Origin of the sequence: Natrinema thermotolerans, from assembly GCF_031165565.1 — an archaeon.
GTDB classification, from domain to species: Archaea; Halobacteriota; Halobacteria; order Halobacteriales; family Natrialbaceae; genus Natrinema; species Natrinema thermotolerans.
Genome location: NZ_CP101873.1, coordinates 3,802,150 through 3,826,182 on the forward strand (window position 1 = coordinate 3,802,150; position 24,033 = coordinate 3,826,182).

General features: G+C 67.3%; 24 protein-coding genes. 10 read left to right on the top strand and 14 right to left on the bottom strand.

Annotation, left to right across the window (positions count from 1 at the left end; translation table 11 throughout):
* Positions 1-47: 47 nt before the first annotated feature.
* Together NP511_RS19535 and NP511_RS19540 are read right to left on the bottom strand one after the other, a co-directional pair.
* A complete protein-coding gene (locus NP511_RS19535; protein WP_233274370.1) occupies positions 48-878 on the bottom strand; it encodes a hypothetical protein in 831 nt (276 codons plus the stop codon).
* A gap of 132 nt (positions 879-1,010) precedes the next feature.
* Positions 1,011-2,432 (bottom strand): FAD-binding oxidoreductase, encoded by a 1,422-nt coding sequence (locus NP511_RS19540; protein WP_049966761.1) that lies wholly within the window; start codon positions 2,430-2,432, stop codon positions 1,011-1,013.
* A gap of 171 nt (positions 2,433-2,603) precedes the next feature.
* Here NP511_RS19540 and NP511_RS19545 point away from each other — a divergent pair, with 171 nt between their 5' ends.
* The 3 genes from NP511_RS19545 to NP511_RS19555 all read left to right on the top strand — a co-directional run bounded on the left by NP511_RS19545 (position 2,604) and on the right by NP511_RS19555 (position 6,035).
* On the top strand, positions 2,604-4,331 hold the full coding sequence (locus NP511_RS19545; RefSeq protein ID WP_049966762.1) for an alkaline phosphatase D family protein: 1,728 nt from the start codon (positions 2,604-2,606) through the stop codon (positions 4,329-4,331).
* Between the two features lie 179 nt (positions 4,332-4,510).
* On the top strand, positions 4,511-5,518 hold the full coding sequence (locus NP511_RS19550; RefSeq protein ID WP_049966763.1) for a TIGR04024 family LLM class F420-dependent oxidoreductase: 1,008 nt from the start codon (positions 4,511-4,513) through the stop codon (positions 5,516-5,518).
* A gap of 127 nt (positions 5,519-5,645) precedes the next feature.
* Positions 5,646-6,035, top strand: coding sequence for a DUF7344 domain-containing protein (locus NP511_RS19555; RefSeq protein WP_049966764.1), 390 nt, complete (start codon positions 5,646-5,648; stop codon positions 6,033-6,035).
* A gap of 39 nt (positions 6,036-6,074) precedes the next feature.
* Here NP511_RS19555 and NP511_RS19560 read toward each other — a convergent pair whose 3' ends face one another.
* Positions 6,075-7,040 carry an NADPH:quinone reductase gene (locus NP511_RS19560; RefSeq protein WP_049966929.1) on the bottom strand — a complete coding sequence of 322 codons (966 nt, stop codon included), beginning with the start codon at positions 7,038-7,040 and terminating at the stop codon, positions 6,075-6,077.
* Between the two features lie 122 nt (positions 7,041-7,162).
* Positions 7,163-8,284: a pyridoxal phosphate-dependent aminotransferase gene (locus NP511_RS19565; RefSeq protein WP_049966765.1), complete on the bottom strand. Its 1,122-nt coding sequence runs from the start codon at positions 8,282-8,284 to the stop codon at positions 7,163-7,165.
* 146 nt (positions 8,285-8,430) lie between these two features.
* On the opposite strand from NP511_RS19565, the gene NP511_RS19570 reads away from it, so the two are divergent.
* Entirely contained in the window at positions 8,431-9,093 is a 663-nt protein-coding gene (locus tag NP511_RS19570) for a DUF6517 family protein (protein WP_084158323.1), read from the top strand.
* 137 nt (positions 9,094-9,230) lie between these two features.
* On the opposite strand, the gene NP511_RS19575 is transcribed toward NP511_RS19570, so the two are convergent.
* Positions 9,231-10,097, bottom strand: a complete 867-nt coding sequence (locus tag NP511_RS19575) for a 2-oxoacid:ferredoxin oxidoreductase subunit beta (protein WP_006650815.1) — start codon at positions 10,095-10,097, stop codon at positions 9,231-9,233.
* Positions 10,097-11,851 carry a 2-oxoacid:acceptor oxidoreductase subunit alpha gene (locus tag NP511_RS19580; RefSeq protein ID WP_006650816.1) on the bottom strand — a complete coding sequence of 585 codons (1,755 nt, stop codon included), beginning with the start codon at positions 11,849-11,851 and terminating at the stop codon, positions 10,097-10,099. Before NP511_RS19580 ends, NP511_RS19575 begins: the two co-directional genes overlap by 1 nt.
* 266 nt (positions 11,852-12,117) lie before the next feature.
* Between NP511_RS19580 and NP511_RS19585 the strand changes: the two genes are divergently transcribed.
* Together NP511_RS19585 and NP511_RS19590 are read left to right on the top strand one after the other, a co-directional pair.
* Positions 12,118-12,756: an FAD-binding oxidoreductase gene (locus tag NP511_RS19585; RefSeq protein WP_049966767.1), complete on the top strand. Its 639-nt coding sequence runs from the start codon at positions 12,118-12,120 to the stop codon at positions 12,754-12,756.
* A gap of 198 nt (positions 12,757-12,954) precedes the next feature.
* Complete coding sequence (locus tag NP511_RS19590) at positions 12,955-13,890, top strand: hypothetical protein (protein WP_049966768.1); 936 nt, start codon at positions 12,955-12,957, stop codon at positions 13,888-13,890.
* A gap of 73 nt (positions 13,891-13,963) precedes the next feature.
* On the opposite strand, the gene mce is transcribed toward NP511_RS19590, so the two are convergent.
* The 3 genes from mce to NP511_RS19605 form a co-directional block, all read right to left on the bottom strand.
* Entirely contained in the window at positions 13,964-14,347 is a 384-nt protein-coding gene (gene mce / locus NP511_RS19595; protein ID WP_006650819.1) for a methylmalonyl-CoA epimerase, read from the bottom strand.
* Positions 14,348-14,506: 159 nt separating this feature from the next.
* Positions 14,507-16,189, bottom strand: coding sequence for an acyl-CoA mutase large subunit family protein (locus tag NP511_RS19600; RefSeq protein WP_136396921.1), 1,683 nt, complete (start codon positions 16,187-16,189; stop codon positions 14,507-14,509).
* Between the two features lie 168 nt (positions 16,190-16,357).
* The gene (locus tag NP511_RS19605; protein ID WP_006650821.1) at positions 16,358-16,711 is read right to left on the bottom strand and encodes a DUF7967 family protein; all 354 of its coding nucleotides are present in this window, start codon (positions 16,709-16,711) and stop codon (positions 16,358-16,360) included.
* A gap of 56 nt (positions 16,712-16,767) precedes the next feature.
* Between NP511_RS19605 and NP511_RS19610 the strand changes: the two genes are divergently transcribed.
* Positions 16,768-17,031, top strand: a complete 264-nt coding sequence (locus NP511_RS19610; RefSeq protein WP_049966770.1) for a DUF8142 family protein — start codon at positions 16,768-16,770, stop codon at positions 17,029-17,031.
* 20 nt (positions 17,032-17,051) lie between these two features.
* Here NP511_RS19610 and NP511_RS19615 read toward each other — a convergent pair whose 3' ends face one another.
* Positions 17,052-17,636, bottom strand: coding sequence for a GNAT family N-acetyltransferase (locus NP511_RS19615; protein ID WP_049966771.1), 585 nt, complete (start codon positions 17,634-17,636; stop codon positions 17,052-17,054).
* Positions 17,637-17,872: 236 nt separating this feature from the next.
* Here NP511_RS19615 and NP511_RS19620 point away from each other — a divergent pair, with 236 nt between their 5' ends.
* Both NP511_RS19620 and NP511_RS19625 read left to right on the top strand, forming a co-directional pair.
* Positions 17,873-18,163, top strand: coding sequence for a hypothetical protein (locus NP511_RS19620; protein WP_049966772.1), 291 nt, complete (start codon positions 17,873-17,875; stop codon positions 18,161-18,163).
* An 88-nt stretch (positions 18,164-18,251) separates the two neighbouring features.
* Positions 18,252-18,971, top strand: a complete 720-nt coding sequence (locus tag NP511_RS19625) for a DICT sensory domain-containing protein (RefSeq protein ID WP_049966773.1) — start codon at positions 18,252-18,254, stop codon at positions 18,969-18,971.
* Positions 18,972-18,974: 3 nt separating this feature from the next.
* Here the strand turns inward: NP511_RS19625 and NP511_RS19630 are convergent, their stop codons facing one another.
* From NP511_RS19630 to NP511_RS19645, 4 genes are all read right to left on the bottom strand, one after another.
* Positions 18,975-19,937 (bottom strand): M48 family metallopeptidase, encoded by a 963-nt coding sequence (locus NP511_RS19630; protein WP_049966774.1) that lies wholly within the window; start codon positions 19,935-19,937, stop codon positions 18,975-18,977.
* Between the two features lie 80 nt (positions 19,938-20,017).
* A complete protein-coding gene (locus tag NP511_RS19635) occupies positions 20,018-20,458 on the bottom strand; it encodes a hypothetical protein (RefSeq protein WP_006650828.1) in 441 nt (146 codons plus the stop codon).
* A gap of 104 nt (positions 20,459-20,562) precedes the next feature.
* Entirely contained in the window at positions 20,563-21,489 is a 927-nt protein-coding gene (locus NP511_RS19640; protein ID WP_049966775.1) for a DUF7983 family protein, read from the bottom strand.
* A gap of 78 nt (positions 21,490-21,567) precedes the next feature.
* Entirely contained in the window at positions 21,568-22,221 is a 654-nt protein-coding gene (locus NP511_RS19645) for an HAD family hydrolase (RefSeq protein ID WP_049966776.1), read from the bottom strand.
* A 110-nt stretch (positions 22,222-22,331) separates the two neighbouring features.
* Between NP511_RS19645 and NP511_RS19650 the strand changes: the two genes are divergently transcribed.
* Positions 22,332-24,002: an aldehyde ferredoxin oxidoreductase family protein gene (locus NP511_RS19650; RefSeq protein ID WP_049966777.1), complete on the top strand. Its 1,671-nt coding sequence runs from the start codon at positions 22,332-22,334 to the stop codon at positions 24,000-24,002.
* Positions 24,003-24,033: the final 31 nt, after the last annotated feature.

Sequence of the window (24,033 nt, forward strand, 5' to 3'; positions counted from 1 at the left end):
GACTGGGCTGCACTCCACGACGGCACGGTCGGGCGGGTCGCCGAGACTCAACCGAAGACCCGCTCGTAGTGGTGGGCCATCGCCGCTCGAGCGGTGGCGGAGAAGACGGGAACGTAGTCCATGGTGAGGTAGAACGGCGACTCGGTAACCGGCTCGGCGTACTCGTCGATCGGCCCCCGTTCGGTCGCGAACGGGTGATCGCGCGGCGTGTTCCGGCTCTCCACTGCCGAGTAGCCCGTCGCCATTGGGGTGATGCCGTGGCGAACGAACCAGCCCCGCGCGTCGGGATGGTCCTGTGCGCCGCAGCTGTGGGCCCGTCGCGACGGCGAGGGTTCGGACTCCGTCGCCTCGACGGGGTAGTGCGGAAAGTCGGTCCAGCCGACGACCGCGTGGCCACACTCGTGGGCTGCGAAGTTCCGCAGCAGGTCTCGAGGGGTCCCGATTCCCGCGCCGAAAAGCGCAGCGAGTTCGGCATTGACGTAGCCGTACGCACCGGGTTCGCGGGAGCGACCGTCGCCACGGCCCGCGTACCCCCGCATCGCCCCGGCAGTCGTCGCGCCGTCGGCGACGACGACCAGCGTCACCGTTGCCGCCGTTCGACCGCCTCGCAGGGCGTCGTCGGTCTCCATGGCGTCTAACGTCTCGCCGTGTGCGGGCGCGATCTCGAAGTCGGCGACCGCATCCGTCTCGAGGGTTACCTCGGCGGTGCCCGGCGTCGCTCCGGACCAGGTCTCCGCGAACAGGTCGACACCCTCGCGGACCGCGTCGAGCGCGTCCTCGGCGGGCTCGGCGGAGGCGTGACGAACGATCTCGAGGGTCAGATCACCGTCGCTGCCGGTAGCCGCGCCGACTCCCGATACAGCGGCTGTTCCGGCCACGGTACAGGCACACGCGAGAACACGACGGCGGGTTGGCATGGAACGCTCTAGGGAACGATGCGAGTGTGATCATATCGTCTTTCCGGCCGAGAGGAGGGTTGGGGCTGCCACTGACGCCGGTCCCGACCGCTGTCAGCGGTCCGGTTCCCGAACCCGCTCGCCGTCGGCCGTCTCGGGGAAGACTTTCCCCGGGTTGAGCGTATCCGTTGGGTCAAACGCTTGCTTGACCGATCGCATGGCCTCGACCGCGCCCGCGCCGTGTTCCGGCTCGAGGTACGGCTGTTTCCCCTCGCCGATGCCGTGTTCGCCGGTCGCCGTGCCGCCCAGTTCGATGGCGAGTTCGACGATCTCCCGGTAGAGGGCCTCGCCGCGCTCGAGCTGGTCGGGCTCGCTCGGGTCGGCGAGGACGCTGTAGTGGAGGTTGCCGTCGCCCGCGTGGCCGAAGCAGGGGACCAGCAGGTCGTACTCGTCGGCGAGTCGCTTCGCCTCGCGGACCACCTCGGGGTAGGCGCTGATCGGCACCGTCACGTCGCCCGGATGGAGCGACTCGAGGTCGGGGTCGTAGCTCCTGACGGCGAAGGCCAGTTCCCGCCGGGCCTCCCAGAGGGCGGCCATCTCGTCGTCGTCCTCGCTCATCTCGAAGCGGGCGACGTCGTGGTCCTCGAAGATCGTTCGGCAGAGGTCGATCTCCGCCTCGATCCCGTGGTTGGCGTGGAACTCGAGGAAGACCATCGGCGCGTCGGGCAGGCCGGTGTCGAGGTAGTCGTTGGCCATCCGAGCGCTCAGCCCGTCGACGAGCTCGATCTTGGCGACGTCGACCTCGGTCCGGACCGCGTCGAAGACCGCCTCGGCGGCGTCGTCCAGCGTCTCGAAGATCGCCCGTCCGCCACGGATCTGCTCGGGCCGGCCGGCCAGCTCGAGGGTGGCCTCGGTGACCACCGCCAGCGTCCCCTCGCTGCCGACCAGCAGGTCGGTCAGGTTGTAGCCGCTCGAGGTCTTGATCGCCCGCGAGCCGGTCCGGACGACGGTGCCGTCCGCGAGGACGGCCTCGAGCCCGAGGACCCAGTCGGCGATCTCGCCGTAGCGGACCGTCCCCATCCCGCTGGCGTCGGTCGAGATCATGCCGCCGATCGTCGAGATATCGCCCGAGGAGGGCAACGGCGGGAAGAAGAGGCCGTCGCCGGCGACGTGTTCGTCGACGTCGGAGCCGATGATCCCCGGGCCGACGTCGATCTGGAAGTCGTCGGGCCGGTAGTCGACCACCGCGTCCATCCGGGTCAGGTCGAGGCTGATTCCGCCGTGGGCCGGGACGGCGTTGCCCTCGAGGCCCGTCCCGGCCGCGTAGGGTGTGACGGGCACGCCGCGGTCGGTCGCCGCCGACAGCACTGCCGAGACGTCCGCGGTCCGCTCGGGCCAGACGACCGCGTCGGGCATGACCCCGCCCGACTCCTCGGTCCCCCAGTCCGTCGCGTGTGATTCGCGTCGGCCGTCCGCGAACGACAGCTGGTCGTCCCCGAGGTCGAGGTCCTCGAGGAACGAACAATCGTGTGCCATGCATGCATGTTAGACACTGACAGTATCAACGTTTCCCACTGGGTCGTACGCGGATCGCTCGAGACGACCTCGTGACTCGGGTATATATCCCTCGTATCCGACGGTATAATAACAGTATCCAACATATATAAATTATAATCGCCTTTTACTGGATTCTGCCAGCACAATCGTATGCCAGAGCAAAATGGCACACGGAACCGGACGAATCGGCGCGGCTTTCTCGAGAGCATCGGCACCACCTCGGTCGCTGGCGGCCTCGCGGCGGTTCTCGCCCAGCGCGATATCGTCCAGCCCGTCGCCGCGGCGTCGGCGACGGATCCGAGCGTCTTCGCCGTCGACGAGACAGCCGATCCCGACGCGACGTTTCCGCAGTCGGTGGCCAGCGGCGGGCCGACCTCGAGCGGCGCTATTCTCTGGACGCGGATCGCCCCCAGTGCGGTCGTCTCCGAGGAGCCGATCGGTGTCCAGGTCGCGACCGACGACAGTTTCGAGGAGCCGGTCTACGAGGGAACGGTCCCCGCCGATCGACTCTCGAGTACACACGATTACACGGTCAAAGTCGATCTCGACGGCGTTCTCGAGTCGGATCGGCGCTACTACTACCGGTTCGTCTACGACGGCGTCGCGACACGGACCGGTCGCTGTCGGACGCTGCCGGCGGCCGGCGCGAGCCCCGATTCGCTGTCGTTCGCGGTCCTTACGTGTCAGGACTACCAGAACGGGTACTACGGAGCCTACCGCCATCTCGCGGCCGAAGACGTCGACTTCGTCGTCCACCTCGGCGACTTCATTTACGAGTCCGCCGACGGTGCCTACACCTCGCCGACGACGGATATCAAGGACGGGCGCGACATCGACCTCCCCAGCGGCGCCGGTCTGGCGGAGTCCCTGGCCGACTTCCGGACGCTGTATCGAACCTACAAGGGGAACGAATTCCTCCAGGAGGGCCTCGAGCAACACACCGTTGTTCACGGCTGGGACGACCACGAGATCGGGAACAATCGATACTGGGACGAGGAAGCGAACGCGCCGGTGTTGCCGGATACGGACGGCGGCGAGCAGCCCGAGCGGGCGATGGAGATCACGGCCGACGGCATCCAGGCGTGGGTCGAGTACGTTCCCGCCCGCGTCGAGTTCGATCCGAACGAGTCGGCACTGCAGGACCAGCTCCGATTGTGGCGGGATCTCCAGTTCGGCGACCTCGTCGATCTGACCGTCACCGACGAACGCCTCTATCGCGACGGGCCACCCTGTGGCGACGCACGGATCACCTGTACGGATGAGGAAGCGCAGGGGCGGACGATGCTCGGCCACGAACAGAAACAGTATTTCACGGAGTGGGTCAGCGAGTCCGATGCCGTCTGGTCGGTCTGGGCCAACGAGGTGCTGACGATGCCCCTGACCATCGGCGACAACTGGTCGCAGATCGAACTGCTCCACGACTCGTGGGACGGCTTCCAGCACGAACGCTGGGAACTCATGCAACACGTCGCGGACGTCGATCCACGCAACTTCGTCGTCCTGACCGGCGACCTCCACGCGTCGCTTGCCGGCCACGTGAAAGCCGGCTACGGCGAAATCGAGCCGTTCGAGACGTACGACCGAATCGGTGTCGAGCTGATGACTCCCGCCGTTACGAGCGTCAACGCCGCCGACGTCGTCGATTTCCCGAGTGACTGGGACGACGACGCGCTCGCGGAGTTGACCAAAGATCAAAACGACCACCTCGAGTACGTCGACTGGCATCAGCACGGCTACGCCGTCGTCGAGTTCACCCGCGATCACTGTACGTACACCGTGTACGGCGTCGACAAAGATGCGGACCCGCGGGATGCCGAGCAGTCGACCCTCGCCCGATATCGCACTCCGGACGGCGACCCGTCCCTCACGGAACTGTAGGCACACAGTGGGTGGATCGCCGCGAGCGGTTCGCCGGAGATGTGACGACCCTCCCATCGCGGTGATCGGTCGCGCACGTGACTGGACGGAAACGCTACAGATTTATGTGAGTCCGTGACGCGGTGTGCGGTGATGGCAGACCGAACCACGACTCGACGGCCGACGCGGAGGGGAGCCCGATGAACGCCGAACTCGACTTGCTGGTCCGGCTCGGGGACTACGACCGCCCGCAGGGCGTCGCCGAGCGTGCCGTCCAGGCCGAGGAACTGGGTTTCGACCGGATCACGGTCGGTGAGACGACCGGCTGGAACATCGTGCCGCCGCTGACGCTGGCGGCCGACCAGACCGACGAACTGGGCATCTCCAACGACGTCATCTCGCCGTACGGCCGGACGCCGTCGATGCTCGCCCAGACCGCGCTGACGATGCAGGCGGCCGCCGACGGCCGCTTCCGGTTCGGGATCGGCCCGAGTTCGCCCGCGATCACCGAGCGCTGGCACGGCCAGGAGTTCGACCGGCCGCTCCGGCGCACCCGGGAAGTGATCGAGATCATGCGCAACGTCTACGAGGAGGGCAACCCCGCCTACGAGGGCGACATCTTCGAGATCGCCGGGCTGGGCTACGAGCGCGGCCCGAGCGAGAACCCGCCGCCGATCGACGTCGGCACCCTCGGCCCCAAGGCCACCGAGATGGCCGGCCGCTTCGGCGACGGCTGGGCCCCGCAGATGTTCACGAAAGACGGCCTGCGCGACCGCCTCGAGGACTTAGAGCGCGGCGCGGAACTCGGCGGGAAGGACCTCTCGGACCTGCGGGTCGCGCCGATCGTCCGCGGGATCGCCAGCGAGGACCGCGAGGCTGCCCGCGAAAAAGCCCGCGGCACGATCGCGTTCATGCTCGGCGCGTACGGTCCCTACTACGGTAACTCGGTCGCCGAGCAAGGGTACCCCGACGTCGTCGAGGCGGTCCGAGCCGCCTGGGACGACCGCGACACCGACGCGATGGCCGCTGCCCTGCCCGACGAGGTCCTCGACGAACTCGCGTTCGCGGGCACCCCCGACGAGGTCCGCGAGTGGCTCGCGGAGTACGCCGCCATCGAGGGCGTCGACGCCGTCCGTATCGGGTTCGTCGACGGGATGAGCGAGGACGACAAGCGGACGACGATGGAAGCGGTCGCCGACCTCGTCTAATCGCCGGATCGGTCCTCCATCGCGATCGCAGCCGTCTCGAGCGGGCCCTCCTACGACGTGACACGCAGTGTGGTGTTTCGATCTGACTCACAAGTTGCATATATACGTCCCGGACCCTACCGGGGATATGATCCCACTACTGCGGTCGCCCGAGCGCCTCACCGCGTTCGGTGAAGATGCCGACGCCGTCGATACGGCGATGGATCTGCTTGCCGACGGGCGACGCCGCGCGGCGCTGCAGTATCTCGCGGAGACGGGTGGCGACGCCACGCTCACGGAACTGGCGGTCGAGATCGCCGCGCAGGAGGCCGGCGTGGAGCCGAACGCGATCTCGGACCACAGCGACGTTTCCTCGCGGGAGCGCCGCGCCGTCCGAATCTCGCTGCATCACACCCACATCCCGAAACTGACGACCGCCGAGGTCGTGGACTACGACACCGAGACCGAGACGATCACGCTTACCGACCACGGACGAACCCTGCTCGAGCGGGCGGACGCGGTTCAGGTGTCCGCCTGACCGGCCGACTGCGCTGTTTTCACCGAGAACTGCGGTCCGTTACGGCTCGATCACGAGTTTGCCGAGGAAGCTATCTTCCATGACCGCACGCTGGGCCTCGGCGGCCTCCTCGAGGTCGTAGCTTCTGGCCACGTCGATCGAGAGCTTCCCGGTGTCCATGAGGTGGGCGACGCCCCGCATCGGCACGCGCAGGTCCGGCGTGTTGAACATGCTCATGAACTGGTAGGAGACGTCTTTCGAGCGGGCCGCGCCGTCGTTCGTAAAGCCCGGATCGGGGCTGTTCTCGCCAATGCCGACGACGCGAGCGCCCGTCGCGGCGACGTCGGCGTCGAACTGCAGGTAGTCGTCGAGGCGGTGGTCGAGGACGGCGTCGACCCCGCCGTCGGCCGCCTCGCGGACGGCGTCGGCCAGATCGTCCCGGCCGTAGTCAAGCACCGTCTCGGCACCGTAGTCGGCCAGTTCGTCGTGGTACTCCTCGGACGCGGTCGTGATCACCCGCGCGCTTACCGCGGCCGCGATCTGGACGGCCGCGTGGCCGACGCCGCCGGAGCCGCCGTGGACCAGACAGTACTCCGCGGGCTCGAGGTCGGCGTGGTCGATCAGCGCGCGCCAGGCAGTGACGGCGGCGACGCCGGCCCCGCCCGCTTCGGTGAGGTCCGCGCTATCCGGGAGGTGGACCACGCGATCCGTCGGGATCGTCGCGTACTCGGCGTAGGAACCCTGCGAGCCGCCGTTACCGATCCCGGTCCCGTAGACGCGGTCCCCCTCCGCGAAGCCCTCGACGGCCTCGCCGGTCGCCGCGACGGTTCCCGCGACGTCGACGCCCGGCGTGAACGGCAGGCCGACCGGTTCGTACGAGCCGTCCCGGAAGTAGGTATCGACGGGGTTGATCCCCGCCGCGGCGACCTCGACGAGCAACTCGTCGGCGGCCGGTTCGGGCCGCTCGATCTCCTCGACCTGCAGTACGTCCGCGTCGCCATGTTCGTGAAGGCGTACAGCGCGCATCTCGTTCGAACACACGGATCGGGACGGTAAAACGGTACACGTGACGGCAGGGGAGACGGCGACTTTCTCGGCGACAGAGAAAGCTGCATGGAAGACCGGAGAAACCGAACGGCTTGAGCGAGCTACTGGACGGCTCGAGTCGCGTCGTCGATGATCTCGAGTGCCTCCTTCAGCTCCTCGGTCCCGGTCGCGTAGGACAGTCGCGCGTAGCCCTCGCCGTTCGCGCCGAAGGCGTCACCGGGGACGACGACGACGCCGCGATCCAGCACCTCGTCACACCAGCCCTCGGGTACTTTCGGCATCGCGTAGAACGCGCCTTCGGGGGTGGGTACCTCGAGGCCCGCGTCGGTGAGCCCGTCGAGGACGAGGTCCCGGCGCTGCTCGAAGGTCTCGACCATCTCCGTGACCTGATCCTGGGGGCCGGTCAGAGCGGCCTCGGCGGCGTACTGGGCGGGCGCGGAGGCACAGGCCTGCCCGTACTGGTGGACCCGCAGCATCCGCTCGATGCGGCGGTTCGAGCCGACGACCCAGCCGAGCCGCCAGCCGGTCATCGAGTAGGTCTTCGAGCAGGCGCTGACGACGACGACGTTGTCCGTCTCGGCGAACTCGAGCGGCGAACGATGCTCGCCCTCGAAGACGATGTGTTCGTAGACTTCGTCCGAAATACAGAGGACGTCGTGTTCGTCGGCGATACGGGCGAACTCGCGCATGTCGGCCTCGCTCTGGACGGCCCCGGTCGGGTTCGCGGGGCTGTTGACGACGAACGCCGCGGTCTCCTCGGTGATGGCGTCCTCGACGGTCGCGGGATCGAGGGTGAGGTCCTCCCGCAGCCCGACCGGCTTCGGCGTGCCGTCGGCGATGTGGGTCAGGGCGTCGTAGGAGACGAAGCCCGGATCGGGGAAGACGACCTCCTCGCCGGGGTTGACGTGGGCCTCGAGCGCCAGATGCAGGGCCTCGCTCCCGCCGGAGGTCGCGATCACGTCGGCGGGATCGACCGCGAGGCCGTAGTCGCGGTCGTACTTCGCGGAAATCGCTTCCCGGAGCTGTTCGGTCCCCTTGTTCGAGGTGTAGGCGTCGGCCTGCCCCGACTCGATGGCCTCGATGGCCCCGCGCCGAGCGTGGGCCGGAGTGGGGAAGTCCGGCTGGCCGAGGCCGAGGTTGATGGCGTCCTCGCCAGCGGCCTCGAAGACCTCCCGGATACCGCTGATCGACACCTGCTCGACTCGGTCTGCAAAGTCAGTCATGGCTAGACGGGGGATGCCGACCCCGATAACTCTTGATGTGTCTGTCCGCTATCATCCGCTCTCGACGTTCAACGAGGCCTGATACTCTTGTCTGCGAAACTGAAGAAGCCACAAGGAATATGCCGCTCGTAACGTACCCACCTGTAATGACTCTCTCTCGACGATCGCTGCTCGCCGCGGGCGCGACCGGGACGATCGCGCTCACCGCCGGCTGTATCGACGTCGTCCTCGGGAACGAGCCGCTCGCGTTCGATTCGGACGCCGTTCGCCCGACCGACGACGCGCTCGAGGAGACGGGCTACGCGGAAGACGACGTCAGCCAGCGAACGATCGACCGCTCGGTCGAACTTCCCGGCGGCGTCGAGCGCCAGGTCGAGGCCTCGATCGCGACGGCGATCTACTCGAAGGCCGTGGAGTATCAGGGTGAAGAGCGCGACGGGGCCGCCGTCGCCGCCGTCTCCATCCCGGGGATGGAGGTCGCAGGCCGATCGCTCAACCCGATCGACGATCTGTCCAACGAGGAGTTACTCGACCGGTTCCTCGGCGAGTTCGAGGGCGGCCAGGGCGATATCAGTAACATCCAGCACCAGGAGACGTTCGGCCTCGATATCCTCGGGGACGGCCGCGAGGTCGACCGGTTCCTCGGCGAGTCCGAACTCGGCGGCGAGCCGATCGACGTCGAGATCAAACTCACCTCTTTCGATCACGAGGGCGATCTGCTCGTCCTCCTTGGCACCTATCCGAAACTGCTCACCGAGGAATCGGCCAACGCCGAGGTCCTGCTCGAGTCCGTCGAACACCCGGCCTAACGACCGGCGACCGGGTCGCTCCGGCGGTTAGTTTGCGATTGGAACCTCGCCTCTCGAGCGGTCGGTAACTAAACGGCGAAGGCAGTACCGGAACCGACGACGGAAAAAGCGCGAATCAGTCGGAATCGACGGCGGTCTCAGTAGAACTCGCGGACGAGATCCATCGCGTCCTCGGGCGCGCCGTCGGGGATCTCGGACATGTCCTCGGTGACGCCGTGTTTCTCGTGGTAGGGAACCGAGTTCTCGTCCTGGTACATGACGCCCTGATACTCCTTCTCGCTGTCGAGGATGACCTCCTTGGCGGCCTCGTAGTCGTGGGGGTCGTGGTCCTCGTCTTCCTGCAGGTCGACGAGGCTGTCGCGGAAGTAGTCGTAGGTGTCGACGTCGTTGAACGTGACACAGGGGCTGAAGACGTTGACGAAGCCGAAGCCGTCGTGTTCGATGGCCTTCTCGACGATCTCGGCGTGGCGCATCGCGTCCGAGCTAAAGGACTGAGCGATGAAGCTCGCGCCGGAGGCGAGCGCGAGTGCGAGCGGGTTGACCGGCGGCTGCTTCGGCCCTTCGGGAGTCGTACTGGTCTCGAAGTCCGACCGCGAGGTTGGCGACGCCTGGCCCTTGGTCAGGCCGTAGATGCGGTTGTCCATGACCACGTAGGTCATGTCGACGTTCCGGCGGACGGCGTGGACGAAGTGACCGGCACCGATCGAGTAGCCGTCACCGTCGCCGCCGGCGACCATGACCTCGACGTCGGGTCGGGCCATCTTGACACCGGTGCCGACCGGGAGCGCACGGCCGTGGACCCCGTGAAGGGCGTAGCTGTGCATGTAGGTCCCGATCTTGCCGGAACAGCCGATCCCGGCGACGACGAACGTGTTGTCGGGGTCGTTGCCGGTGTTGGCCAGCGCTTTCATCATGCCGTTCATCGTCCCGAAGTCGCCGCAGCCGGGACACCACGTTGGCTGCTTGTCGGATTTGAAGTCGGTGAATCGAACGTCGGAGCTCATTATGCGGGTACCTCCTCGGTGAGTTTCTCGGTGATATCGTCTGCGAGTTCGTCGGCCTTGAATCGCACGCCGGTGTACTTGTTGATCCGCTTGACGCGGGTCAACACGTCGTGTTCGATCACGTCCGCGAACTGTCCGTTCGCGTTACACTCGACGACGATCGTCTCGTCGGCGGCCTCGATCTCCTCGGTCAGGTCGGGTCGCGGGAAGATATAGGGCACTGAGATCACGTGGACGTCGATCCCGTCCTCCTCGAGGTACTCGAGCGCCTCGACGAGCGCGCCCTCGTTCGATCCCCACGAGATGACGAGGTTGTCCGCGTCCGGATCGCCGAACTCGCGGTAGTCCCAGTCCTCGTTCTCCCTCGCGGTCTCGACCTTGCGGTTGCGCTTGTCGACCTGCTGGACGCGTTCGTCCTCTTCTTCGGTCCGGCGGCCGAGTTCGTCGTGTTCGAGGCCGGTAGACATGTGGGCAGCGTCGGTCGTCCCGGGGATGGCCCGCGGGCTGACGCCGTCCTCGGTGACGGCGTGGGCACGGAAGTGGCCCTGCGCGTCGAGCCACTCGTCGACCTCGTCCTCGTCGACGAGCTTGCCGCGGTCGATCTCGACCTCGCTCATGTCGAAGGCCTCCGGCGGGAACGTCTGCTCGGTGACCGACATCGCCAGGTCCGAGACCAGGAAGACCGGGGTCTGGTACTTCTCGGCGAGGTTGAACGCCTCGACGGTCTTCCAGAAACACTCGGTGATCGACGTGGGTGCGACGACGAACCGCGGAACCTCGCCGTGGCCGCCGTACAGCGCCATGTTGAGGTCGCCCTGCTCCTGTTTCGTCGGCATCCCGGTCGAGGGACCGGATCGCTGGACGTCGGCGATGACCAGCGGCGTTTCGCTGGTCGCGACGAGACCGAACGTCTCGGTCATGAGGTCGATCCCGGCTCCCGACGTGGCGGTCATCGCTCGAGCGCCCGCCCGTGCGCCGCCGAGTGCCATGTTGATCGCCGACAGCTCGTCTTCGGCCTGCACGACGTGGCCGCCGTAGTCCTCGATACGCCCGGTCAGGTACTCCATGATCGAGGTCGCGGGCGTGATCGGATAACCGGCGTAGAACCGGCAGCCGGCCGCGAGCGCGCCCATGCCGATGGCTTCGTTGCCGTTGAGCAGGACGTAGTCGTTGTCGGTGGTCTCGACGTTGTAGCCGAGGTGGCTCAGGTCGTAGTTCTCCTCGACGTACTCCTGGCCCGCGCGAGCGGCTTCCTTGTTGTTCTCGACGATCTTCGAGCCCTTGCCGCCGAAGCGCTTCTCGAGGGCCTCGTCCAGATACTCGACGTCGAAGCCGGTGATCTTACACGCCGCGCCCAGCGCGACGATGTTGCGCATGATCGCGCCGCCGGCCTCCTCGGCCAGCGATTTCAGCGGGACGTCGACCGCGGTCATCTCGTCGGGGATCTCCGCGTCCCACGAGCGCTCGCCGTCGTAGATGATGGCGCTGCCCTCGTGGAGTTCGTCCAAGTTCTCGTCGATGGTCCGCTGTGTCAGGGCGACGAGAATGTCGAGGCGGTCCACGACGCTTTGGACCTGCTCGACGGACGTCCGAATCTTGTAGGCTGTGTAGCCGCCACGGATTCGCGACGCGAAGTCTTTGGAGGTGAATACGTGTCTTCCGGCCCGGGACAGTGCCTGAGCGAAGATTTTTCCGGTGGAGTCGATACCGTCACCGGCCTCGCCTCCGATCGCCCAGTTGAGATCCTCAGCCATGTTATGAGGCCCCTTGCCCCCCATAAATGAAAAGGCTTCTGAAACCCCAAGCGGACCACCGCATCAGTGGTGGATATGTTCGGGATGGAAGGACAGTTGGTTATTAATCGTTAGGAATTGTGGGGCGAGAGTTTACGAGAGAAAGAAACACGGAAGCGAGTGAATGTGTGTGGTAATCACACGGTATCGTCTCCCATCGAAACGGCCGCTCGCGAGGGTCGCGGCGAACGGAACGCCTTTTCAATCCGCCGACGAACGGGTTCGACATGGATGGGACGCCAGTCACGGTCGCATCGGTCGGCGAGGTCGGTCCCGACACCGTCGCGCTCGAACTCGAGACGCCCGCGGGGTTCGACGCCCTCCCCGGGCAGTTCGTCCTCTTGCGGGCCGCCCCCGAGGACGAGGAGATCGCTCGCCACTACACGCTCTCCTCGCCGACGGTCGGCGAGACGTTCGAACTCACCGTCGGGATCGACCCCGAGGGCGACCTCTCGCCGTGGCTCGCGGGCCTCGAGGGCGGCGAGACCGTCCACGTCGAAGGCCCGTTCGGCCGGATCACCTACGACGACGACGGTGACGTCGTCGCCGCCGCCGGGGGTCCGGGAGTCGGTGCGGGAGTCGCGGTCGCCGAGGCCGCTCACGAGGCCGGTCACGACGCCACCGTGATCTATCAGGCCGACGAACCCGCCCACACCGACCGGCTCGAGGCGCTGTCGGACGCGGGTGCGACCGTGGTCTTTATCGATGACGGCGCGGCCGAGGAACTGGCCGATGCGATCGCAACACACTACGAGGCCGGTCAGGTCTACGCATTCGGCTTCGACGACTTCGTCACCGCTATCGCGGACGCGATCGAGGCCGCGGGCGGCGATCCCGACGACGCGCTGATCGAGAACTTCGGGTAATCGGCCGGCTCACCGGCCACCGACTCGAGGTGGCGACGCCGTCACTCCCGCGACGCCGTTGCTAGCGTGACGCCGATCCCCTCGAGTGGGGTCAGTCCGGCCACAACAGTTGCCTCTCTTCGGAACTGAAAGTCCGTCGATAGAACAGGTACGAAGCCGTGACAAAGGTGTTTATGCCCGATCGGTGTGGGAGCGCGTATGCGACGTCGTGATCTCCTCGCGCTCACGACCGGAGCGGCGTGTGGCCTGGCCGGCTGTGCCGACTCGCGGTTCGAGCGGCTCCAGTCGGAGCGGCCCGACGTCGACGGCTCGAGCGACGATACCGATCGTCGAGGCAGCGAGTCCGCCGGGCCCGACGCGATCGTGGTCGGGGACCCCGACGAGGTACCGTTCCTCGAGGCCCATCCGCCACACGAGTTCACCCTCCGCAACGACGGCGAGACCGAACGGACGGTCGCCGTGGTCGTTTCGGCCGACGACGCTGACGGCAGTGACTCGATCGACGGCGACGGGGAGGACGAACGGGACGAGCCGCTGCTCGACCGCAATCTCGATCTCGGGGCCGGCGAGGAACGGACGCTCGTGTTCGTCGAGCCACGATCGTATACGATCACGGTCACGTCGAGCCGCGACGGCGGCACGGGCGAGTCGACGGTCACCGACGGGATCAGTCGCCGGCCGTTCGATTGCGTTCGCTCTCGGACGACCGTCACGCTCTCCGAATCCGGCACGGAGACGGAGTCGACGTCGTCGTCGATCCCCTGCCCGGTGCCCGACGTAGCGGACGCATCGCTCGCGGTCGATAGCCGGGAGTGTGCGGGCCGGACCGACGGCGACGACGCGACCGTCGAGTTCGAAAACGAGCGTGTGCTGGTCGAGGGGTCGATCCGCATCCCGACGCCGTGTCACACCCTCGAGCTATCCGACGTAACCTACGACGACGGTCGCGACCTGCTCGTGGTCACCGTCGCCGTCGGCGAACAGGAGGCCGAGACCTGCGTCGACTGCCTCGGGACCGCCGACTACGAGGCCGGAATCGATCTCGAGGGTCGGTATCCCGGCCGGGTCGCGGTCGTCCACGCGACCGGCGACGAACGGCGGGTGATCACCACGAACGAGTTCGCCGCCGGGTAGCCCGGCGGTCGGGCAGACGGGCTGTTCGTCCGGTGCAACCGCGCGCGACGGTCGCGCCGGAGACGAGTCCGTCTCAGTGTTCGACGAGTTCGATCAGGATCCCGCCGGTGTCCTTGGGGTGGAGAAACGCCACCGAATGGCCCCACGCGCCCGGACGGGGTTCCTCGTCGATCAGCGTCACGTCGTGGTCCCGGACCGTCTCGAGAGCCCCCTCAATGTCGTCTGTCGCGAGCGCGAGGTGGTGGATTCCCGCCCCGTTGTCCTCGAGATAGCGCGCGATCGTCCCCTCCTCGATCGGCTCGAGCAGTTCGACATAGCCATCGCCACAGTCGAGGAAGACGACGCGCATGCCGTCGAACACCTCCTCGTGGGCGACCTCGAGACCGAAGAGATCGCCGTACAGCGTTGCGAGTCCCTGTGCGTCGTCGGTTGCGATGCCGGCGTGATCGAAGTGCATCGGCCTGTACTCCGGTCGATGGCCGTGTTACTGTTGTGATTTTTCGTGGCGTTTCGAGCCCGCATGGACCGGGAGACTGGCTCCAGTCGGACATCGACCACGGAAAACGGGATATCGGGACGAAGGTTCGTTCGGTCGCAGTCGACGATTCGAGCGCCGTCAGACCGCGCCGGGCTGGTACTCGCCGAACTCGTCGCGCATGACGTTACAGATCTCGCCGACCGTCGCGTAGGCCTTGACGGCGTCGATGATGTAGGGCATTACGTTCCGGTCGCTTTGGGCCGCGTCCCGCAGCGCCTCGAGCGCCGCGTCGACGGCCTCGTCGTCCCGGCGTTCGCGGGTCTGCTCGAGGCTGTCGATCTGGCGCTGTTGGTCCTCCTCGGTGATCTCCTGGACGTCCATCTCGGGCTCCCCGTCCTCGCTCTCGAACTCGTTGACGCCGACGATGACGCGCTCTTTCTCCTCGATCTCCTTCTGGCGATCGAAGGCGGTGTCCTGAATCTGGCGCTGGACCCACTGCTGCTCGACGGCCTCGAGCATGCCGCCGCGCTCGTCGACCTCGTCTAAGATCTCGTATGCCTCTTCCTCGACCTCGTCGGTCAGCGACTCGACGTAGTAACTCCCCGCCAAGGGGTCGATGGTGTCGGCCGCGCCCGACTCGTGGGCGAGGATCTGCTGGGTCCGCAACGCGGTTCGGACGGACTCCTCGGTCGGCAGCGCAAGCGCCTCGTCTTTCCCGTTCGTGTGCAGGCTCTGCGTGCCGCCGAGGACGGCCGCCAGCGCCTGATAGGCGACGCGGACGACGTTGTTCTCGATCTGCTGGGCGGTCAGCATCGAGCCGGCCGTCTGGGTGTGGAACTTGAGCTGTTTGGACTTGGGGTCGTCGGGGTCGAACCGCTCGTCGATGATGTCGTGCCACATCCGACGGGCCGCGCGGAACTTCGCGACCTCCTCGAAGATGTTGTTGTGGCCGTTGAAGAAGAAGGAAAGCTGCGGCGCGAACTCGTCGACGTCGAGGCCGGCCTCGATCGCCGTCTCGACGTACTCGATGCCGTTACCGAGCGTAAAGGCCAGTTCCTGCGCGGCCGTCGAACCCGCCTCGCGGATGTGATACCCCGAGATCGAGATGGTGTTGAACTTCGGCGTCTCCTCGGCACAGAACTCGAAGATGTCCGTGATGATCCGCATCGAGGGCTCGGGCGGATAGATGTAGGTGTTGCGTGCGATGTATTCTTTGAGGAGGTCGTTCTGGATCGTCCCCCGCAGCTCCGAGCGATCGACCCCCTGCTGGTCGCCGACCGCGATGTACATCGCCAACAGCACCGACGCGGGCGCGTTGATCGTCATCGAGGTCGAGACCTCGTCCAGCGGGATGCCGTCGAAGACGGTCTCCATGTCCTCGAGCGAGTCGATCGCGACGCCGGCCTTGCCGACCTCGCCGGCGGCCATGTCGGCGTCGGAGTCATAGCCCATCTGGGTCGGCAGGTCGAAGGCCATCGACAGCCCCGTCTGACCCTCGTCGAGCAGGTAGTGATAGCGCTCGTTGGTGTCTTCCGGTGTCGAGAACCCGGCGTACTGGCGCATCGTCCAGAGCCGGCCGCGGTAGCCGGTCGAGTAGACGCCGCGCGTGTACGGCGGCTCGCCCGGATTGCCGAGATCGTCCTCGTAGTCGAGATCGCCCACGTCGTCGGGCGTGTAGAGCCGATCGACCTCTTGCCCCCCCGTGTCGGTCGTAAACGTTTCCTTGCGCTCGCCGAAGCGCTCGATGACGGGTTCGACTTCCGCCTCGTGCCACTCCTCCTTGCTGGCACGGATCTCCTCGAGTTCGTCGGGATCGAACATTATGATTACCGAGGACCGGCCGGGGCTTGAAGGTTGATGAACACGGCGAGATCTGCGGCCGGCGACGCGGTCGCGTCGCCGACGGCTCAGAGGGTTTCCTGTCCCGACGTCCCGGTGGGACCGCGACCATCCCGCGGTCCCACCGGGACTGACGGACAGGAGACCGTATCACACGCTATCCTCGGGGTCGTGTCGGGCGGCCATCCGCGCAGCCTCCTCGGCGTAGCGCTCCTGGGTCGCCACGTCGTCGACGGTACCAAGCGAGTTCGGCGGCACGACCAGACTCGCCTTCGTCTCGCGAGCGGGGCCGCCGAAGCTCGTCAGGGCACGCTCACGCCGGTGATACCGCCGGCCGTCTTCGGTCGCGTACACGAGGATGACGATGTTGAGTTCGTCGTCGCCGTAGGTTCGCTCGACGAGCCAGACGCGGACGCCGTCGTCGTCATCGGCCGGGTCACCGTGATCCGCCGTCTCTCCCGCGTCGGTCCGGTCGCCCGTCTCGTCGGATCGGTTCGTCTCCATGAGAGTCACTCGTGTCGCCACGGCCACTTATCTTTCGCGGCGTCGACGGCACGCGTATGTCCGGCGACGCGTCGCTCGAGGAGTCCGCTGAGGCGTCGACGCCGGCCCGCGGCGGTGACGACCGTCGCCGCGCGGCCCGCTACGTCGCGCCGTTTCTGGCGATCGGGGCCGGGCACCTCCTGCTCTTGCTGGTGTGGGGGCTGGACCCGCTGTGGGCCTTCGCCGTTGCGCCGCCGATCGTCTTTCTCTGTGGAATTTGCTGGGTCGCGTTCCGCCACGGGTTTCACGAGCGCGCCGGCCGACCGGGATCGAGTCGCTGACGGAAGCGTCGCCATCCGACTCATCGACCCGTGTCGTACTTGTACGTCGCCGACTCGGGATCGATGCCGAAGTCCTCGGGCGACTCGTCGTCGTCGGCCTCGGCCCGGCCCTCGGGGGCATGTTTGAACGCCTCGCGAAGCCGATCGGGGACCCGGAACTCGGCACCGTCGATCGCCAGCGGCTTCGCGTCCGGATCCGCCCCCTCGCGCTTGGCCTCGAGTCGCTCCCGGAGGACCGGCGGCAGCGCCGACTCGTCGACCCGCTGGAAGCCGAACTGGGCGAGGTAGGCACCCTCGCCGGTCAGGGCGTAGACGGTGTCGAACCCCTCGTCGCCGGCGTACTCCGCGAGCCGTTCGACGACGTGGGCGCCGACCCCCTGTCCGCGCCAGCCCTCGAGGACGCCGATGCTGGTCAGTTCGCAGACATCGTCGCCGTCGTCGGGCTTGTGGACGCGGATGCGGCCGAAGCCGGCCTTCTCGCCGGACGCCTCGTCGATCGCCACGACGTAGTCGCGCGAGCGGAACGCCGTTTCGTCGAGCCCCATCGACTCGATGTGGTCGAGCAGCCAGACCTCTTCCCTGTTTTTCGCGTCCCGCACGTACATGTCTCGGCGTAGGCGACGTGCGGCCAAAAGCGTTTGTGGGTTGGCAGGATTGCCCCGGGGGTGAACGGGCCGAACGGACGACAGCCCAGACGAATGTTTATTCAGTCAACTATACAGACATAATTCGAGTGTTTGGATGATTTTGGCCCCAAGAGGACCCATTCAAACCAGACTTCCGGGAATATAGTTGCGATAGCCGAAACTTTATCCTTTGTCATGACAACTATTGGCATGAGATGGCCGAATGCGATACCTGCGGTGACGACGTACGGCGACGGTTCCGACACCGACGGCGGACCGAGGCGATGACACACCGCCGAACCGAGCGCGTCTGTGCGAGCTGTCACCCCGATCTCCCGGACGCGGTCGCGCCCGACGACCCGGGCGGGGGCACAGCGGACGAGCGTGGCGGGCGGGCGATCGCGGACGGCGGGACGCACCGTGCCTGTCCGGTCTGTTCGGGGGCCACGATCACCGACGGAACGTCGGACACCTGCCTCGAGTGCGGGTGGACCACCAACCGGTAGCCGACCGACGAGTCCACAGGATTACGGGGGCGGTACCCCTAACAACGTAGCCCGGTCGACGAATAGCCGAGCTGACTACTCATGCGTAGTGAACGTCTCCACGGTTTCCCTCTCCGACTGTATCGAGCGCATCGAGACCGACCGCAAGACCGTCCGGTTCTGCAACGTGTCCGACCGAAGCAACGACGACGCGCTCGAGGCGTTCTTCGAACCCCACGACGTCGACCTCGAGTTCGTCGATGCGCCGGATCGCCCGGCGGACGTAGTCGACCTGCTCGCGGACGGTCGCCGGATCGAATCGAGTCCGCTCGCGGCGGTCCGTCGGTACGCCCGGGCCTGGGAGGAGTCGATGGCGGTCGGGTTGCGGGCCGACCCGCCGGCCGTGGTCACGGGACTCCGGGACAACTACTTCGAGTCCTACGACAAGCAGCGGATGATCATGGCCTCCCGGACCGTCGAGTTCCGGGCCTGGAACGGGGGCGAGGGCGAACTCCACGCGGGGTTCCAGCAACTGTCGAAGATCGACCACCAGCCGGAGGTGTACCGCGATCTGGCGACGTCGGACGTCGACGTTCACGTCTACGGCGAGCCCGACCGTCGACCGCGACCGGACGTCGACCTGACGACCCACGCCAGCACCGACGCGGAGGCCCGCCGCCACTGGTGGGTCGCCTATGACGGTGCCGGCGACGACGAGGAGAAACTCGTCTTGCTCGCCCAGGAGCGCGGCCCGAATCGGTTCTACGGCTTCTGGACGGAACGACCCCCTATCGTCGACGACGTGATCGCCCGCATGGACCACCTGTGAGCGTTACCCCGCCGTCGCGCTGACGGTCTCGTCGGGGTCTCGAGCGCGCTCGAGCAGCCGTTCGATCCGGTCGTCCGTCGAGGGATGGGTCGACAGCAGCCGGCTCAGTGCGCCCTCGTCGTCGGGAGTAACGTACAGCGGTGCGAGCAGCCCGCGCGGGGGCTCCGCGGCCCGCTGGATTCGGCGGAGTGCGCGAGCCAGCGAGACCGGCTTGCCGGTCACCGCGGCGGCCCGATCGTCGGCGGCGTACTCCTGGCGACGCGAGTGGGCCCGGACCAGCAGCGTCACGGCCAGGAACGCGAACACCGCGCCCGACTCGAGTACCACCAGCAGCCGACCGAACGCCGTTCGCTGCCACGATCCCGGCCGCCCACGGAGCCACGCGACCGCCCGAGCGATCCCCGCGATCGGCAACAGGACCGGGGCCAACACGAGAAAGCCGAGCCCGGCGAGCGTCCGGAAACCGCTGTAGGCCAGCGTCTGGACGAACGCGTCGTAGCGCTCGAGGTGGGCGAGTTCGTGGGCCACCAGCGCCTCGAGTTCGTCGGGCGAGAGCAGTCGGAACAGCGACCGATCGAGGACGATCGTCCCGTTGCCCGCCGTGCCCAGCGCGAATGCGTTGGGCATCGGCAATCGTGCAAGCAGGACCGTCGGCGAGTCGACGTCCATCCGCGACTCGAGGCGATCGAGTCGCCGGAAGAGGCCAGGCGCGTGGGACCGGGGGAGTTCGACCGCCTCGAGGCTCGAGAGCAGTTGCGACGTGCCAAAGCGGTAGCTCAGTACGCCGCCGACGACGGCGACAGTGACGATCAACGCGAGCGTGCCGAGTGGACCCGGCGCGGTCACCCGAAGGACCGACAGCACCCAGTAGCTGACCGCGGCCAGCGCGAGGTACCACACCAGGACGGCGAGGCCGACAAGTGCCATCAGGAGCCGGGTCCCGTTTCCCGCTCGAGCGACGGACATCGTTGTCGGTCGCGTGTAGGGACGGCCGATTGAAACGGGTATCGGACGGCCCAACCCGATCGATCGTCGCTCGCCGACGGTCAGTGGTTCTGCTGAAACTCGAAGTACTGTCCCGCTCCGTCGGGGACGGGCCGAACCTCGATGAAGAGTCGGTCGTCCCGTTCGGGGTCGTCGGCGAGCGCCGGATAGAACTGATACGTCGCCCTCACCGGTGATCGGTCCAGCGCGACGGTCACGACGTACCCGTCGCTCTCGAGGACGTCGTCGACCGACAGTTCGGACGAGACGTCGTCCCCGGTCGGCGGCGGGAGTTCGTACTGTTCTCGGAGCGCGACCGCCTCCTGATACGTCTCCGCGTCCCGTCTCGTCGCCTCGACGGTCACCTCGTGTCGCGTCGAATCGAAGTTGAGAAGCGTCAGTGAGAGTGGCGACGGCTCCGAGAAGAACCCGGTACAGCCCGATAGCGCTCCCGCACTGAGGGCGCCGCCGAACGCGAGGACCGTTCGCCTCGAGAGTTGCATGCACCGAACGAGTTTCTGATATAAAATAACGGTTCCGGACGGACCGCGGTCGTCCGGAACTCCCGATCGCCCCGGCGAGCGCCGGGACGCCGTCACCGCCGGAACTACCCCGCCGACAGCGCCTCCTCGAGCCGATCCTCGATCGCGTCGAGTTCCGCGCGCAGTTCCTCGCCCTCGGCGTCAGCGAGGTCGTCGATCCGGTCGGCCAGCCCCTGCAGGCGGGTGTACTTCTCGTCCTCGTCGACGCCGACCTTCTGGACGTAGACGTCCTCCTCGACGTCGTAGACGGCGTCCTCCTCGAGGTCGGTCACGGCGAGTACGACGTCGAGTTTGTCCCGGTCGATGCCGGTGACCCACTCGTGGGGAATGCCGTGGTCGTCGAGCGCCTCGAAGATCGTCGCCTCGTCTTTCGGGCGCTGGCGCTCCCGCGTCGTCCGGCGGACGGTGCCGTAGCGGCCGTGCAGCCGCTGGTCCGGCCCGAGCCGCTCGAGCAGCGGCTCCCGCGCCGATCGCCGCAGGCGGTCGGCCCCGTGCTGGGCGTCGGAGGCCAGCACGTAGAGGTCGGTCAGCGCCTCGGTGTCGAGGGCGGCCGGATCGTCGGCGTCGATCCGCTCGAGGACGGCGGCGAGCAGGAGCGCGTCGTCGTGGACGCGCTCGGGCGGGTCCCGCGCGGCCGCCGCCGAGACGAGAAACGGGCTCTCCCCGCCGGCGGCGTCGGGATCGTACCGGATCGCGTCGCCGTCGGCCGTGTACGCCGCGGCCAGCGTCAGGACGCTGGCGTAGGGCTCGACGCCCGGCTGGAGCCCCTCGATCGGGACCGCCCCCTCGTCGAGTCGCTCGAGGAAGACGACGAACTGCTCGCGCCAGAGCGGCCGCGTCTCGCCGCTGTCGCCGAACCGAACGACGAGCCGGTCGTCGTCGGTGCGCTCGATCCCGAAGGGCCGCTCGGAGACCGGCGTCAGCAGCTCCGCACCCGGCTCGAGGGCCTCGCACTGTCGCCGGAGGCTCGTCCAGGTGTCGTCGGGTTCCATACGCTGGCTACGCGGACGGGGCTGAAAAAGCGCGGCCACGAATCTGCCACCGGCGTCACGACGGACGATCGCCGGGACTCAGTCGACGATCGAGGGCACGGCCGCGAGCGACGAGAGGTGATAGGTCGGATCGACGGCTACGTCCGTCGAGTCCGTGCCGGACCGCGAGAGCAGCGCCGAATCGATCCCGGCGTTGTCGGCCGCCCGCACGTCGACGGCCCTATCGCCGACGTACAGCGCCGACTCGGCCTCGAGATCGGCGAGCGCGGCCTCGATGTTCGTCGGATCGGGCTTGCGCCGGGCCAGGCCGGCCGGCGTCAGCGGACAGCCCCGAACCGTCTCGAACGGCGATCGGAACCCGAACCGGTCGAGCAGCGTCGAGACGACGGTCGGATGGTTGTCGCTGACGATCCCGAGCGGAACCTCGAGCGAACGGACCGCGGCGACGTCGTCGTAGGCCGAGCGCAGGCCTTGTTCGACGGACTCACACTGGGTCCGGACCAGTTCGCGGGCCGCTCGCTCACAGAACGTGTCGGCCTCGATGCCGAGGTCCCGACACCGCGTTGCGACCGCATCGAAGTCGCCGGCCATCAACTCGCGGACCGTCTCCGCCGCCGGGCCCGACCGCCCAAGCCGCTCGTAGACCCGCTCGAGGGCGTCGGCCAGTCGCTGGCTCGAGGGCGTCTCGACCACGACGCCGTCGAAGTCAAACAGGACCGTATCGTACTGCATTCGTCTCGACGGTGTCCGCTCGAGGGTCCTAAACCTGTCCGATCGGAACCGGGCACGCCGTCGTGTCACGACGACCCAAAGCTAAGGGGGTTCCCCTGCTATGGGGTATCATGCTCCACGCAGAAGGCCCGCTGCTCACCGTCGACGTGGACGAGCGGACCGCACGCAGGACGGATATCGACGAGTTGCTCGCGGACGCGATCGGCGGGCGGGCGGCCGCGACGGCGCTTGCCCACGAACGGATTCCCTTCGACGCCGACCCGTTCGGCCCGGAAAACCGGGTCTACGTCTCGACCGGTCCGCTCCAGCAGTCGCGGATGTCCTTTACCGGGCGGATGAACATGACCGGGCTCTCGCCGCTGACCGACGGCCTCGTCTCGGCCAACGCCGGCGGCTATCTCTCGCGGAACTTCGTCGGAACCGGGATCAGTACCCTCGAGATCGTCGGCCAGAGCGACGAGTTGCTCGCGGTCCACGTCACTGATTCTGGCGTCGAGTTCGAGCCGGTGCCCGACCTCGAGGGGGCCACGGTACCCGAAACGTCCGAGTACATGACCGAGCAGCATGATCTGGGTCCGGAACACTGCATCGCGATCGGGCCGGCAGGGGAGAATCTGGTGCGATTCGCCTCGGTAATGACCTTCGACTCGCGGGCCTTCGGCCGGGGCGGCCTCGGCGCGATACTGGGCGCGAAAAACGTCAAGTGCGTCACCTTCGAGGGCGACGCCGAGCCACCGGTCGAGATTCCGGACCCGCCGGAGTCGGAGATCCACCGCGAGGCCGCGACGGCAGACGACCGGATGCGCAGTCAGGGCACCGCGGGCGGCACCGAGTTCATCAACGACAACTTCTCGCTGCCGACGCGGTACTTTCGGGAGTACGAGTTCGAGGGGGCCGCCGACATCGGCGGCGACGCCGTCGAGGAAAAGAAGTACAAGAAAGGGGCCTGCTCGGCCTGTGCCTACGCCTGCAAGCTCCCGACCCGCGACGAGGAGACCGGCCTCGAGACCGAAGGGCCGGAGTTCGAGACGATCTACGCCTTCGGCTCGATGCAGGGGGTCGACGACGTCGTCGACGTCATGCAGTCGAACGAACTCTGTGACACGCTGGGGATGGACACCATCTCCGCGGGCGTCACGGTCGCGGCCTACCTCGAGAGCGAGGACGCGTTCGGCGATTCGGACCTCGCCCACGAGGTCACCGAAAAGATCGCCCGCCGCGAGGGGATCGGCGACCTGCTCGCGGAGGGCGTCGACCGCGCCCACGACGAGCTGGGGGTCGAGAACTACACCGTGAAGGGCATGGAGTTCGCCGCCCACGACGGCCGCGTCCTCCACGGGCAGGGGCTGTCCTACGCCGTCGCGAACCGCGGCGCCGACCACCTCTACGCCAGCATGCTCGCGCTGGAGTACAGCGGCGAACTCGACCCGCAGGGGACGCTCGGCAAGGCCGAGCGCCTGGTCGAACGGGAGGACCTCGCCGCGTTCCTCGACACCGGTATCGTCTGCGTCTTCGGGCGCGACTACGCCACCCCCGACCGACTCGAGGCGCTGTTCGACGCCGAGTACGAGGACTTGCTCGAGGTCGGTGCCCGGGCGGTGGAACTGGAACGTCACTTCAACAACCGGCGGGGGTTCGACCGGACGGACGACGACCTCCCCTACGAGATCCCCGACCTCGACGAAGCGATCGGCGAGTACTACGCGGCGCGGGGCTGGAACGACGACGGGACGGTCCCGACCCACGCGATCGAGTCGCCGCCCGCGCCGTCGGCCGACTGACCCGGTTCGCCGCGCGATCCCGCCGACGCAC